The 13,849-nt window shown below is 38.6% G+C and carries 12 protein-coding genes; 2 read left to right on the forward strand and 10 right to left on the reverse strand.

Going from position 1 to position 13,849, the window contains the following annotated elements; translation table 11 throughout:
• Window positions 1-63 precede the first annotated feature (63 nt).
• Complete coding sequence (locus tag MSKOL_RS11700; RefSeq protein WP_052725434.1) at window positions 64-2,517, reverse strand: HEAT repeat domain-containing protein; 2,454 nt, start codon at window positions 2,515-2,517, stop codon at window positions 64-66.
• Between the two features lie 575 nt (window positions 2,518-3,092).
• Here MSKOL_RS11700 and MSKOL_RS20255 point away from each other — a divergent pair.
• On the forward strand, window positions 3,093-3,338 hold the full coding sequence (locus tag MSKOL_RS20255) for a hypothetical protein (protein WP_156151070.1): 246 nt from the start codon (window positions 3,093-3,095) through the stop codon (window positions 3,336-3,338).
• A gap of 25 nt (window positions 3,339-3,363) precedes the next feature.
• On the opposite strand, the gene MSKOL_RS11710 is transcribed toward MSKOL_RS20255, so the two are convergent.
• From MSKOL_RS11710 to galU, 7 genes are all read right to left on the reverse strand, one after another.
• Entirely contained in the window at window positions 3,364-4,329 is a 966-nt protein-coding gene (locus MSKOL_RS11710) for a DMT family transporter (RefSeq protein ID WP_048156428.1), read from the reverse strand.
• A gap of 169 nt (window positions 4,330-4,498) precedes the next feature.
• Window positions 4,499-6,166: an adenosylcobalamin-dependent ribonucleoside-diphosphate reductase gene (locus MSKOL_RS11715; protein WP_048158332.1), complete on the reverse strand. Its 1,668-nt coding sequence runs from the start codon at window positions 6,164-6,166 to the stop codon at window positions 4,499-4,501.
• A 337-nt stretch (window positions 6,167-6,503) separates the two neighbouring features.
• Complete coding sequence (locus tag MSKOL_RS11720) at window positions 6,504-6,971, reverse strand: peptidylprolyl isomerase (RefSeq protein ID WP_048121151.1); 468 nt, start codon at window positions 6,969-6,971, stop codon at window positions 6,504-6,506.
• 518 nt (window positions 6,972-7,489) lie between these two features.
• Window positions 7,490-7,723 carry a hypothetical protein gene (locus MSKOL_RS11725; RefSeq protein ID WP_048121153.1) on the reverse strand — a complete coding sequence of 78 codons (234 nt, stop codon included), beginning with the start codon at window positions 7,721-7,723 and terminating at the stop codon, window positions 7,490-7,492.
• A gap of 125 nt (window positions 7,724-7,848) precedes the next feature.
• Window positions 7,849-8,370: a co-chaperone YbbN gene (locus tag MSKOL_RS11730; RefSeq protein WP_048121155.1), complete on the reverse strand. Its 522-nt coding sequence runs from the start codon at window positions 8,368-8,370 to the stop codon at window positions 7,849-7,851.
• A 780-nt stretch (window positions 8,371-9,150) separates the two neighbouring features.
• Window positions 9,151-9,351: a hypothetical protein gene (locus MSKOL_RS11735; protein ID WP_048121157.1), complete on the reverse strand. Its 201-nt coding sequence runs from the start codon at window positions 9,349-9,351 to the stop codon at window positions 9,151-9,153.
• Window positions 9,352-9,524: 173 nt separating this feature from the next.
• Window positions 9,525-10,457, reverse strand: a complete 933-nt coding sequence (galU, locus tag MSKOL_RS11740) for a UTP--glucose-1-phosphate uridylyltransferase GalU (RefSeq protein WP_156151071.1) — start codon at window positions 10,455-10,457, stop codon at window positions 9,525-9,527.
• Window positions 10,458-10,790: 333 nt separating this feature from the next.
• Here galU and MSKOL_RS20260 point away from each other — a divergent pair, with 333 nt between their 5' ends.
• Complete coding sequence (locus MSKOL_RS20260; RefSeq protein WP_048156436.1) at window positions 10,791-11,030, forward strand: hypothetical protein; 240 nt, start codon at window positions 10,791-10,793, stop codon at window positions 11,028-11,030.
• A gap of 828 nt (window positions 11,031-11,858) precedes the next feature.
• Here the strand turns inward: MSKOL_RS20260 and MSKOL_RS11750 are convergent.
• Window positions 11,859-12,836 carry an NADH:flavin oxidoreductase gene (locus MSKOL_RS11750; protein ID WP_048156441.1) on the reverse strand — a complete coding sequence of 326 codons (978 nt, stop codon included), beginning with the start codon at window positions 12,834-12,836 and terminating at the stop codon, window positions 11,859-11,861.
• Between the two features lie 486 nt (window positions 12,837-13,322).
• Window positions 13,323-13,700, reverse strand: a complete 378-nt coding sequence (locus tag MSKOL_RS11755; RefSeq protein WP_048121166.1) for a response regulator — start codon at window positions 13,698-13,700, stop codon at window positions 13,323-13,325.
• Window positions 13,701-13,849: the final 149 nt, after the last annotated feature.

The raw sequence follows: 13,849 nt of genomic DNA on the forward strand, positions 1-13,849 counted from the left end.
TATTATCAGTTTAACTGCTTTAATTTAACATATATATTGTTAACTGATCATAGATCGCAAACTTCAAATTAATTGCTTTATAATGTCTTCTCTGTCTTTTAGTGATAAATAACCTTTAATTTTATTAGCTAATCTATTTGGAAGCTCGCATAATTTGTTAACATGTTTCCCTTTTATTATTTGCAAATCTTCTTTAAGTTCCGCATAAGAAATTTCCTGCAAAGGAATTGTTGTTATAACCTTTGCACCTGTTCCTGAAATCTCAATTCCTGAAGAAATTTCAATTTCTTGTTTTATGCTAGGCTTAAAAGAGATCGCCAGAGTCTCAACTTTTTCATTAATTTCATGCACTTCTTTTGCAAGTCCTGAAATTGCCTGTTTAACATGAAGATTAGGAATTAGTGGAATTATACTACACAAAATAGCATACTGCTTTACCAAAATTTTTTCGTTTCTAATTTGTTCAATTTTATCAAAAACAAATTTATTTTCTGGCTCTTTTGGAATATTTGATTCCAAAGTAAAAATTAGTTGATTGACATACCAACTCATTTCTTCCTGATTACCTATTTCCCACTCCTGAATTTCTCTATTAATAGTGCATGCAATTTCTTCTGTAGCAGTACCTTTCGATTCTTTACACGCAATCCTTGCTTTCTTTTGAATTTCTTCAAGAAGCTCTTTTAAATTTCTATCTAAAATGGGTAATCCTTTCCTCAAAACTTCTGTAGCAAATGGTGCTTTTTCGTCAGTGTGTTTCATTAGTTCTGCAGTATGATCACAGTATTTCCTATAGAAATTAAGCTCATCTTTCATCCCAGACAAGTCTAGATTTTCCAAATTCTGGACTTCTTTTAGAGCATTTACAAGATTTTCAACAGCTTCAAAAAGCAGTTCTTTGCTCTCTGAGCTTTCAATTGCAGCTTTAGCTTCTTCCAGATATTTCTCTATTTCTTCTCTAGCTTCTTGTTTTTTGAAAATTATTGTATGAAATGAGCGATAAAAAGGAAGACAAAATTGAGACGGATTATCCCATTCAGATTCCTGTGCTGCTTTTTCAAAAAACTCAATTGCTGCTTCCAGCTCTCTTTTGTAGTCTTCTTCTTTTCCTGCCTGAGAAGCCTTGAATATGGAAACTTTTCCAAGGGAGTGATGTGAGAAGGTTCTCACATCACTGTCTTCATCTTTGGTCAGTCTATGTAAATCATTCCATGCCTGTTGTTTATCTGGCAATTGAGAAAATGAAGAACCAAGAGCTGAGGCAGCACCAGACCTCACGTTTATGTCTTCATCTTTGGTCAGTCTATGTATGTCTCCCCATGCCTGTTGTTTATCTGGCAATTGAGAAAATGAAGAACCAAGAGCTGAGGCAGCCCTAGATCTCACATAACTGTTTTCATCTTTGGTCAGTCTATGTATGTCTTCCCATGCCTGTTGTTTATCTGGCAATTGAGAAAATACAGAAGCAAGAGCATAGGCAGCAACAGACCTCACAATCCACTCTTCATCACTGGTCAGTCGATGTAAATCATTCCATGCCTGTTGTTTATCTGGCAATTGAGAAAATGAAGAACCAAGAGCTGAGGCAGCCCTAGATCTCACAGCTATGTATTCATCTTTGGTCAGTCTATGTATGTCTTCCCATGCCTGTTGTTTATCTGGCAATTGAGAAAATGAAGAACCAAGAGCATAGGTAGCAACAGACCTCACAATCCTCTCTTCATCACTGGTCAGTCTATGTATGTCTCCCCATGCTTGTTGTTTATCTGGCACATGGGAAAATGCATGACCAAGAGCATAGGCAGCATGAAACCTCACATCACTGTCTTCATCATTAGTCAGTCTATGTATGTCTTCCCATGCCTGTTGTTTATCTGGCACATGGGAAAATGCATGACCAAGAGCATAGGCAGCATGAAACCTCACATCACTGTCTTCATCATTAGTCAGTCTATGTATGTCTTCCCATGCCTGTTGTTTATCTGGCAATTGAGAAAATGAAGAACCAAGAGCTGAGGCAGCCCTAAATCTCACAGAACTGTCTTCATCACTGGTCAATCTATGTAAATCATTCCATGCCTGTTGCTTATCTGGCACATGGGAAAATGCAGAATCAAGAGCATAGGCAGCACCATACCTCACGTTTATGTATTCATCTTTGATCAGTCTGATTAAGTCGTTCCATGCCTGTTGTTTATCTGGCACATGGGAAAATGCATGACCAAGAGCATAGGCAGCATGAAACCTCACAGAACTGTCTTCATCATTAGTCAGTCTGATTAAGTCGTTCCATGCCTGTTGTTTATCTGGCACATGGGAAAATGCATGACCAAGAGATGAGGAAGCACTAGACCTCACAGAACTGTCTTCATCATTGGTCAGTCTAATTAAGTCACTCCATGCCTGTTGTTTATCTGGTATGGATGAGAAGAAATTCTTTAATTCATCTAAAGCATGTATACGCTCTTTTGAATCTTCGCTTAGACACTGATTGTGAATTTTCTTCTGGTCGACCAACTGCCAAACACCATAAAATCATATCACGTTGGTGTTTAAAGATTTTCCTTTTCAATTTTCGCGAAGGAAAGTAATATTATCTTCTTCAAAAGAAAAGTAAAAGATTTCAGGTTCAACTATCCTCTATCATATAGGGTCTCCCTGAAGAAGATTAGCTAAAGTGAAAGTGCGGTCAGTGCAGTCCCGTCCTGAAGATGTCCTGCAGCTGTCCGATAAGTATTGACAATAAATTTCTAACCGGTGGACTGTTGGAAAACTTTACTACCGGCCGCTTATATATTAAACTTCAAATAAGTATTTAACGAACACAATATCAGTATTCGGGAAAGAATGCCTTTACCTGTTGAAGGAAACGGACCTTCCACGCGTCAATCAATTTATTCAGTAATTACTGTACTTGATTTAAGCTTTGTTATACTGCAAGCCTTTAAAAAAATTGCTTGCTCATAAGCCTTTTCAAAAAAAGCCTTAGAGAAAAACCCTTCGGAGCGGCGTGATCACAACCCTTTTCAAAAAAGGCTTGACCGCAACCCTTTTGAAAAAAGGCTTGACCGAAAACCCTTTTGAAAAAAGGCTTGACCGAAAACCCTGACCATTTGAGTTTGAGAGCCTTATCCCCAAACCCTATCGGCGTGATCAACCGGCGCAACGGTTGTGGGACAACCCTTTTCAAAAAAGGCTTGACCGAAAACTTCAGCAACGTGGTCGGCGTGATCAAACAGCGCACAATGGTTGCGGGTCAACGATGCGATCAAAAGGAGCAGAAGCAGGTTAATTTAAGAAAAAGAAAAAGGAAAGGAAAAAGAAAAAATAGAGTTTAAATATAAATTATATTTAATATAAATTTTATTTATCTGGAGATCTTAAAACCGGTTTTTTTCTGACAAACGTCCTTTTACCAAAGGCTGTCCTGTCCCGGAAAAGCAGTTTTTTCATGGAAAATGAATCATCAAGGCTTATTACAATTGCTCCAGCAAGGATGAAAACGCAGCCGATAAGCATCCCACTGTGAATCGGGCTTCCAAGTACCGTATAATCGAAGAATATGCAGGAAACCGGCTCAAGCAGAGTAAGGAGACTGCCTGTAATAGCATTCACGCCTGCTACACCCCTTATATAAAATACTGCACCGATTCCTGTGATTAATACCCCAAAGAGCACCAGGACTGGAAGGTTTGTGGTAAGTGTATCCCGTGGAACGGAAACTGCAAACGGTGAAAGAAAGAAAAGGCTAATTGCACTCTGCCAGAAGAGCTGAGTAAGCCCGTTATATTCATCTCTGAGATAACGAACCGAGATTATTACGCCACTGCTGAAAAGACCTCCAATAAGCCCGAAAAGCACTCCCTTAAGATAACTACTGCCAAACTCAAGCTGTTCAAAACCTCCTTCAGGCCTTGTTATATAAAAGATCCCTATCAAACCAAGGAAGAGGGCAAGAATAGTTTTTCCCGTGTTCTTTTCTCCCAGAAGCAGAGGGGAAAGAATAGTCAGATAAATCGGGTCCGTATAGAGAAGAAGAACGGCTGAAGAAGCCCCTAGATACCGAATTGCCGAATAATAGGAAAACATTTGCGAAACATAGAAAACTCCCAGGAGAAGCAGGTACTTCTTCTTTCTTTTTAGAGCGAGCTGGCCTAAATTACCGGTAATTGCAAGATAGAATAAAAGAGCTGTTAGTCCAAAGAGTATTCTGTAGAAAATAATTGAGCCTATGGACATATCCTCAAGCTGTTGCATGTAGATCCCAACGGTGCCGTAAATGACGCATGCGACTAGCAATTCAAGGTGATGTTTAGAAGTATCAGTCATAGATTATTTAGAGTGATCAAATGTATATATATTTTTAGTAAGATATCACTTTTTAATATTTATTACACTGTTTAAAATTATAATTCTTTGCAGGTCCCAAACTCAGTTTTGAGATCACAAACGTTTTTTACAGGCTACAACCTTTGTATTTTTTACAGGCAGGACGGCTTTAATTTTTAAATTTTTGGAGGCTGAGCACCACATGCTGTCTGCTTCCAGTTCTATAGATAGTAAGCCCCTTCAAACCCTGTTTCCAGGCATAAACCAAAGCCTGTTTGATATCCTCTTTTCCTGCAGAACCAGGCATGTTTATAGTTTTCGAAATACCGGCATGGCAGTGTCGTTGAAACGCAGCCTGCATATCAATATGGGCCTTCCAGTCAATGTCAAGAGCTGACCTGAAAAGCTGCTTTTCCTCTTTACTTACAAGTTCTGGACTTTCCACATCCTGCAACGTACCGTATTTATAGACATGATCCAGAAGCCAGTTATAGTCAGCTTCCGAAAGTTTTGATTTGAAATGAGCCTTGAAAAACGGATGCACAAGCATAAATTCTCTGCCTACGGTTTGAGTTCGCCTGTAGACCCAGCTGAAAACAGGTTCAATTCCTGCCGAACAACCGGCAAGAATGCTGATCGTGCCTGTCGGAGCGACTGCGGTTAATGCAGCATTCCTCATAGGAAGTTCCCATGTGGAATTCTCATATTCCGGAAAACTTCCTTTTTCCATAGCAAGCTTCCTTGATTCCCTGATAGAAGCCCAGGTAATCTGTCCCATAAGCTTTTCCGCAAGCTTGAGAGCCTCCTGTGAATCGTAGGGCAGCCCGAGCTTTAAAAGCATGTCGTGAAGCCCCATTACTCCAAGCCCTATTTTCCTGGTCCTTTTCGTTGCAGCCTCGATCTCCAGAGCAGAATATGCGTTCCTATCAATTTCGTTATCCAGGAAACGGATAGCTTTTCCAGCTACTTCTCTGAGAAAGTCCCAGTTTACTTTCTCGTCCATAACGAAAAGGGAAAGGTTTATGCTGCCCAGGTTGCAGGCCTCAAAAGGCAGAAGTGGTTCTTCCCCGCAGGGGTTTGTGGCCGAGATATCACCAAGTGCAGGCGTGAAGTTATCCCTATTTATTCGGTCATAAAAAAGAATACCCGGTTCGCCGTTTCTCCAGATCCCTTCTACAATCTCGGAAAATATGCGCCCAACTGTTACACCGGTTTGCCCGTTCCAAACTTCGTCAGCCTTATCTGCTTCAACAAGTTCCATGAAAACATCAGGTACCATAACCGAGATATTGAAGTTGCTCAACTCGCCTTCGACATGCTTTGCCCTGATGAAAGAAAGAATATCGTTGTGGGAAATATCAAGGATGCCCATGTTGGCACCCCGTCGCCTTCCAAATTGTTTTACGATCTCAGTTGCTTCATTAAAAAGTTTCATGACAGCTACAGGACTGCTCGTCGTGTCATTGTCATATGTGCTGGAAGACCCTTCAGGGCGTATTTTTGAGAAATCAAAACCTGTGCCTCCTCCGGTTTTCTGGATCAGGGCTGCAGTTTTTATCGAATCGAAGATTTCCTCAACCCTGTCCTCCACAGGAATTACAAAACAAGCTGCAAGCTGTCCGAGTTCAGTGCCCGCGTTCATGAGCGTGGGTGAGCTCGGAAGAAAAATCTTTCTGACCATGAGATCTTTAAAATCAAGATACTCTTCCTCAGTTGCTGCTACTGCCTTTGCAACTCTCTCACATACCTCCTCCCAATCCTTTTCTCCCTCACGCAGATACCTGGCTTTAAGTGTTTCACTTGCCAGAAAATCCAGTCCCTTTTCTGTTTCCCACACAAAAATCTCCTCTCCTGTGAGCATTCAACAGGCTTAGTCTCCGATAAAAGAAGTTACTCTTATTAGGCGGGCTTTTTTATCATTGTATCCGAAAATATGATCATAAATTGTGATCAGAAATAATGGTCAAAAATTGTGATCAGAAATAATGGCCAAAAACTAACTTTCTCATAAAAACCAATGCGGTCCTTGGATTAAAAATCATTTTATCCATAGAGAATGACGAATAGCCAAAATGATGGTAAAAAATAGAAATAAAAAGCAGAATGTATAAAAATAGAAAGCTGGAAAGATAGGAAATATAAAAAGCGGGGGTTGCCCCTAAGTATAAGAAGTTTTAGACCAGCTCAGCTTTTATAATTTTTACTTCGGTTTTCGGGCGGTCCTGACGGTCAGTTTTCACTTTTCCTATAGAATCCACAACATCCATGCCCCCCACTACCTTTCCGAAGACAGGGTGCATCTTGTCGAGATAATTATTGTTCACAAGGTTGATAAAGAACTGGCTGCCGCCGGTGTTCGGGCCTGCATTTGCCATGGATAGAGTGCCCCTATCATTGCGGTTATGGCTTGTGAATTCATCCGGGATCTCATAACCTGGACCTCCCATGCCCGTACCTGTTGGGTCTCCGCCCTGGATCATGAATTTGTCGATTACCCTGTGGAAAATAACTCCGTCATAGAAACCTTTTTCCACCAGTTTTGCGAAATTTCCTACCGTAATCGGCATGTCTTCAAAGAGCTCGATTGTTAAATCACCCATAGTGGTATGTAGAACCACTTTCTTTCCTTTCCATACAGCCATTGCTTTTCCTCAGCTAGTCATCCAGTTTTATTTTTATTTTTATTTTCGCCTGTCTTTTTGTCGGCTTTTCGTGCACTTTATGTTCACCTTACATGTAAATGCTTCGCTGCCCGAGTCCCGTCTCGGGAGGACGGGGCCCTTTTCGCTCACTTCGTTCGCTCAAGAGGGCTGAATTCGGGGGGGTAAAAAATCCACATTTTCAAAGAATTCAGGTTGATTTACCTAATTTCTTGTTGGGCCTGTGGAGGGAGTGATTACAACCCTTTTTAATAAAGGATTTACTGCAACCCTTTTCAAAAAAGGCTTGACCGAAAACCTCAGCACCATTTGAATTTGATGAACTTGCCCCAAACCCTATCGGCGTGATAAACCGGCGCAACGGTTTGTGATCAAACGGCGCAACGGTTGCAGCCCAACAGAAAACCGATTACATAAAAATTATGGCAGAGTGAAGTTTTACTGAGGAAAATTGGTTTAAGAATGAAATAAGTGTAAGAGATTGAAAGCGTACTTCTACCTTACCACAGTCCTATCAATTTTAGAGAATACAAAAACATAATCCCTGACAGGATATTGAGTGCTACAAGTTGACCTTTCCTTTTCCTCCATCTTTTTGCCATGACATGATTCATCCAGTAGGCCATCGAAGTCGCCAGCATCCCGACCACGAAAGCAACACAAACATCAGGGAACCCAAAAATTCGACTGAGAATAAATCCGATTCCTCCAACTACACATACTGGGCAAACCATAGCTATCCTCTTGCTCTTCGATTCTATTCGAAACCTTAATTTTACCTTAAGCTTTAGTTTTTAAGCTCTAGTCTTTAGGCTTTAGTTTTCGATTTAGATATGGACATTGTGATTAAATTTATAAGTCAACGTTTCGTTTCATTTGCATCTGTTTTTTCTTGTTGAACAAGGGCAAGATCCAGAACTTTTTTAAACATTTCTTCGTCAGTATCATTTCGTCCAACAAACCTGGCCTTATATCTGTCTGCGCTGAGATTTCCATTCTCCTGCATATAGACATATGTTCCATTTTCAATGCCCACAATCACAAAAGAGTCAGGAATAAACTCTACTTCAAAATATTCTGCAAGTTCGGGGTTTTTGTCTGCATCTATGGCAGCAATAGTCGCTTTTCCCTGGTATTCTACTGCTAAGTTATCAAGAACAGGTTTTAAAGACCGACACTCTGGACACCATCTAGATCCTATCTTCACAAAGACGGGAGTTTTTTGAAGGGATGTGTTTACTTGCTCCAGTTGGGTTATAGCCACAACACTTTTCTCCGTGTTTGCTTCTGAGCTTGTTGAGTTTTTTGGATTTTTTTCATCACATCCAGCCGTAAAGAGTACTAATACAAGCAAGATCAGTAATATAACTGATTTCTTCATGTTTGGTCTTCCATTATTTTCAATATTAGATGATTGATTTTTTAAAATCTGTAAGTGTTAAACATCTCGTAACAGTTTCAATAATTAATTTATAAAGTCATCTGGACTACACATTCATATTATTGAAATAATGAGCCAAAATTTACTCCACTTAAGAGCATAAATGTATATAACTAGATAATAAATAAAAACAGCCGAACAATTTATCCTTATTATTAAAAACTTTAAAAAATAGGTAACTATTCAGCCTATCAAAATATGTCTATTGATATTGATTTTAGTGAAAGCAAGAAATCAAAGAAATAACCTATAGAAGAAGACGAAATGCAGTCATTTGCCAACAGTTCCATAAAATCAATTTGCAGAAATTTGTCTATTGAATTTTTGCAAAGATGGCTATTGATTCTGTATTATATAGGCTGAGTAGTTACAAAAATAGATATCTTTTTATGAATCAGGCTATAGTGGGTCTGCGGACATTATTGCAAATGGACAAATGATTATCGAGTCTCATGGGAGATAAATATGAAAATAAATATCTCTAGTTGCGTTAACCTGCCGAATCTAGGATCTACTCATCGAGATTCACATTTTGAGGTTTACAGAAATAGCAAAATAATGCATTTTTGATGGATCGTATCTTAACCGAATCCAAATGGATATTTGCGTAGTTTTCAAACTGAATTCGGATTTACAATGCAGGTCTGATTAAAAAGATCTTTTTCAAAAAAGATAAGTACTGTGAAAAAACGTATAACTATTAACAGTATAACCATGTTTTTATATATATTCTTGCATATTTATAAGTGAGGCATCTGAGAAAAACCGATTTTTATTGTAAACCTCAACCAATATTTTTCCCCCCAAACCCCACTCCCAATACTCAGATGCCCTCTCCCCAATACCATTTTTTCTAATACCCCGGCATGAAATTACGCGAGAATAATGCTTTTCGCATACTCTCTCCATCTTTTTTCCCATAATTTCAATTATTCCACTAATATTGTTATTTGTTCATCAACTGAAAATGTTTCAGTTTCAGAAATTTTCCTCAATAGAAGAGACTTCAAGGTAATGCCTGGATAGCTCTATCTCATATTTTAATTTACTATTCTTCACTCAATTTCTCATCCTTCGCCAAATTTTCCATACTCTCAAGTTGTGATCTTGTCAACCGACGGCTCTTCCATAATATCAGCTTTCCCCTGTTCCGGGATCTTTTCAGCCTCAAGGATCTCCCTCAGGTATTCGAGTATGTCTTCTCGGAGGTTTTCGTTTTGAAGAGCAAAGTCCACTATTGATTTTACGTACCCTAACCTGTCGCCTGTATCGAACCTTTTTCCTTTGAACCTGCAGGCATAGATAATCTGAGACCTGTTAAGAACACGAATCCCGTCAGTCAGCTGGATTTCATTTCCCACCCCGGTACCGGCTTCTTTTATGCAGTCAAAGATTTCAGGGGTGAAAACATAGCGTCCTATTGCTCCCAGATTGGAAGGAGCATTTTCAGGTGACGGCTTTTCGACGATATCCTCAAGCATATAGAGGGAGTCGCAGAGTGGCTTTCCTTTTATAATTCCATAGCTGCTCAGTTTTTCATAAGGAACTTCTTCCACTGCGAGCGTGGATCTCCCATACTTTTCAAAATTTTCAATGAGTTGAGCCGTGCAGGGTTTGTCATTCACAATAATATCGTCTCCAAGAAGCACGGCGAAAGGTTCGTCTCCAATATGGTTTTCTGCCCTGAGGACCGCATCCCCTAGTCCGTTAGGTTCTTTCTGACGGATATAGTGAATATCCACAAGGGAAGAGACATCCCTAACAAGTTTAAGAAGTTCGGTATTGTGCTTTTTCGCAAGATGCATTTCGAGTTCGGGAGAATCATCGAAATAGTCTTCAATTGCCCGTTTACCCCTCCCCGTGATAATGATTATATCCTCAATTCCCGATGCAATGGCTTCCTCTACAACGTAGTGGATTACGGGCGTGTCAATTATAGGGAGCATTTCTTTAGGCATGGACTTGGTGGCAGGCAGGAAACGGGTCCCAAGGCCTGCTGCAGGGATAAGTGCTTTTTTGACAGTCAAGAAGGACACTCCAAAAAGAGTTTGAAGTAAGAATACAAAATTTTAAATTAAATCTTGTTAAATTATACTTACCTTATAATTAATTATTCTCTGCCGTGATACCAAAGAATCAAAGTGAAGAATAATTGTAACCTAAGATATTACTTTTCTCAGTAAACTAAGCCATCAACAGATATCTAGTTTTGTCTGGCTCCTATACTGCTTTTATCTAAAAATAGTGACCGAGCAATCTGATGCCTGTGAAACCTTTATGGGTAGTTACTGGGAAAATCAATACAGAAGGGAAAGAAAGTGTTGCGAAAAGGATTATTTTTGGCAGGTTCAAAGCTATTAATGTTCAAATTGCTGGACAAAAAAGCCAAAAAATCCAAAAAAGCCAGAAAAGCCAGAAAAGCCAGAAAAGCCAGAAAAGCCAGAAAAGCCAGAAAAGCCAAAAAAGCCAGAAAAGCCAGATTTTACCGAAAAGACAGGATAGTATTTAAAAGGAAAGACGAGAGCCTCAAATCTCTTTCTGGCAAGAATTATATGCATGCACTGAAAGGCTATCGGAGTCAATATCTTTTTGGGTTTTAACGGCACATTCAATGCAAAGTTTTTGCCCTTTGATCTTTGTTAAGTTCTCAACTTCTTTTCCGCAACTTTCACATTTTCCCATTTATTCACCTTCAAATGGTTTTTGAGTCCATATGTAAATATAGTCACCCATGTAATTGTTGCAACAAAAAACTTCATTGTACCAATGGGCAGTTGCATTATTTAGCTTCGTGACTATAGATGCCTTCACAGTATAATTTAATTCAAGATAAGAAATAATTTTGCTACCACAATAAATTTTGAAAGTGGTTTCAGCAGTAGAACCTGACTTTGATAGTTAAATAAAAATAATGTGTCCTCTTCAAATTGTATGGTAAAAGTAAATTTCATGTATTTGCTGAAAATTTAAGAATTTGGTCATCCTTTATTATTTGGTTGATATTGTTTCCAAAACTTACACAAGAGTATAATCAGCTATCGGGGGATTTTTGGTTCTTACATTTGGGGAGAATAAAAAGAGGATGTCGACTTTGATATTCTTACAGAATTTTCTATAGAGCCTGACCTCCTCGAATTCATTGGCTAAAAAAGGAGCTTTCAGAAATCTTAAACGTAGAAGTGGATCTTGTCATGAAAACTGCTTTAAAAATGAAGGCAGGGAAGAAGATTCTCGAAAAAGTATTGAAGGTATGGATATTGTATGAAAAAACTTAAAACGTGTTCTCCTTTGGATCTCTATAATTTTATGACTTACGCAGTTGAACTGAAGAATAAATAGTATCGGACCGTTAATTCTCTAAAACGTGACTTTAATTCACAGTCTTTGTTATAATTGATTTTGTTCCTCAAGTACATAAACTCTAAATTTTATTCCTTTTCTCTTGCCGGGCATAAGGTATCGTCAGTAAACCAGAAACACCTCTCACATCCCAGGCAAGTATTTACAGGCTCTCCATTTATCACATGATTGGCAAAATTAGGGTCAGCCAACATGCCCCTGCCAACAGCAGCAAAGTCCACATAATTATTTTCAATTAAGAACCGTACCTGTTCTTCAGTGCGGACCTCATTGACTGCGATAACTGGAATCTTTACTTCTTTTTTGATCTTACAGCCGCTATAGGTTATGGGACTGCATATAAAACCGTCGGGAACCGGATTTGCTGGGGGCTGCATGCCAAATGAAATGTGCAGTAAATCAATACCAGCTTTCTCAAAGGCTTTGGCTGCTTCAATGCCGTCCTTGCTTTCCGGCAGATACTCACCCATGCGCACACTGATGATAAAATTATAATGAGTGTTGTTTCGAATCTCCGGCAGAATTTGTGTTAAAACTCTTGCCCTGTATAGAGCGTCGCCACCGTACTTATCGGTTCGGCGATTGTAAGAAGCATCAAGAAACTTACATAAGGTAAATCCGTGGGCAAAATGAAATTCAACGCCGTCAAACCCCATTTCACAGGCACGAATAGCTGCACGCTTCATATTTTTTTGCATTGAATGAATCTCTTCGGTTGACAACTCATTAATATCCATATTGCCGCAATGAAGCTGCATCATTACTGTTGCACCATATTCATGGCAGTTGCTCGCAATTTGCTTTAAAGCTGAGATATCACCTGGCGACCACATGCCTGTTGAATCTATAGCCCCAAAAACGCTGGTCGCCTGCACGATGATAAGGCCGGCACCGCCTTTTGCACGTTTCGTATAATGTTCAATGTGCTGCTTGCCATAATAAGATCCATTATCTCCGTGAAAAGAAAAAGTAACCATAGGAGGCATCACAATTCGATTTTTAATGTGATTGCCACGAATTACTAATTCGTCTGTTATCTCAGTCATTTTATTTTCCTGCTAATTTCTTTCTTCTAGGATTAGTGAATTTTAATGAATTTCCTTGATTTCTTTCTATATGGTTTTTGCCGCAGAAATTTGGGGAATGAAAAAAGCAAGACCACATTTTTGCAGAATTCCTGATTATCTACTAACAAAGTATCCAATTATCTGTCAAAATATATAATTTTCTGTTAAAATATATAAAAATTTATCAAAATATTAGATTGTCTGTTAAAATATCCAATTATCTGTTAAAATATATAATTATCCGTTATAATATATAATTATTTATCAAAGTATTTAATTATCTACCAAAATATTTAATTGTCTATCAAAATATTTAACAAACATGTTAAAAAAGTAAAGAAAAATTCACATAAGTAATCGGGAAACTTGAATTGAGCCATTTAGGTATTTACCTGGATTTTAAATCTATATAAATGGTTAATGACTTGCAAAAGTCTAGAAACCAATTATAATTTCACATTCAAGTTAGTTTGGCTCGGCAATTATTCTAATTATACTTAACATCCCTGGATCAAAAGGGTTTACCATAAAGCCCATGGCACCTATTTTTGGGGATTCAGTTATGAGGATCTGCTGGCCAAGAGAGGAAAACATTGCCATTTTTGCTTCCTGGTCTATAATAAGAAACTTGTTCAGCAAATTTTTCCAATTCACATTATCTGGCACGCTATCCGGCATCGTTATATCCATTAACACGAGGTCTGGTTTTACCTCCAGATATTTTTCAAGGGCTTCATCGTCGTCAGCCACTTCAGCAACTACTTCATGCCCATGTTTAAAAAGTGTATCCCGGATTGCCATTCGCATAAACTCGGCATCTTCTACGATCATAACTCGTGCCATTTACTATTCCTTCTTTTTATTTTTATTAAGATAACTATGTTATTCCATGTTTATCAGTCATACATTTTTTAGTCGAGTACTCCTCAGCTTACCTGTAAATGAAAACTTACTCGAAAATATTAAGAACTAAATGATGTTTAACTTTATTA

Source organism: Methanosarcina sp. Kolksee, from assembly GCF_000969945.1.
Lineage (GTDB): Archaea > Halobacteriota > Methanosarcinia > Methanosarcinales > Methanosarcinaceae > Methanosarcina > Methanosarcina vacuolata.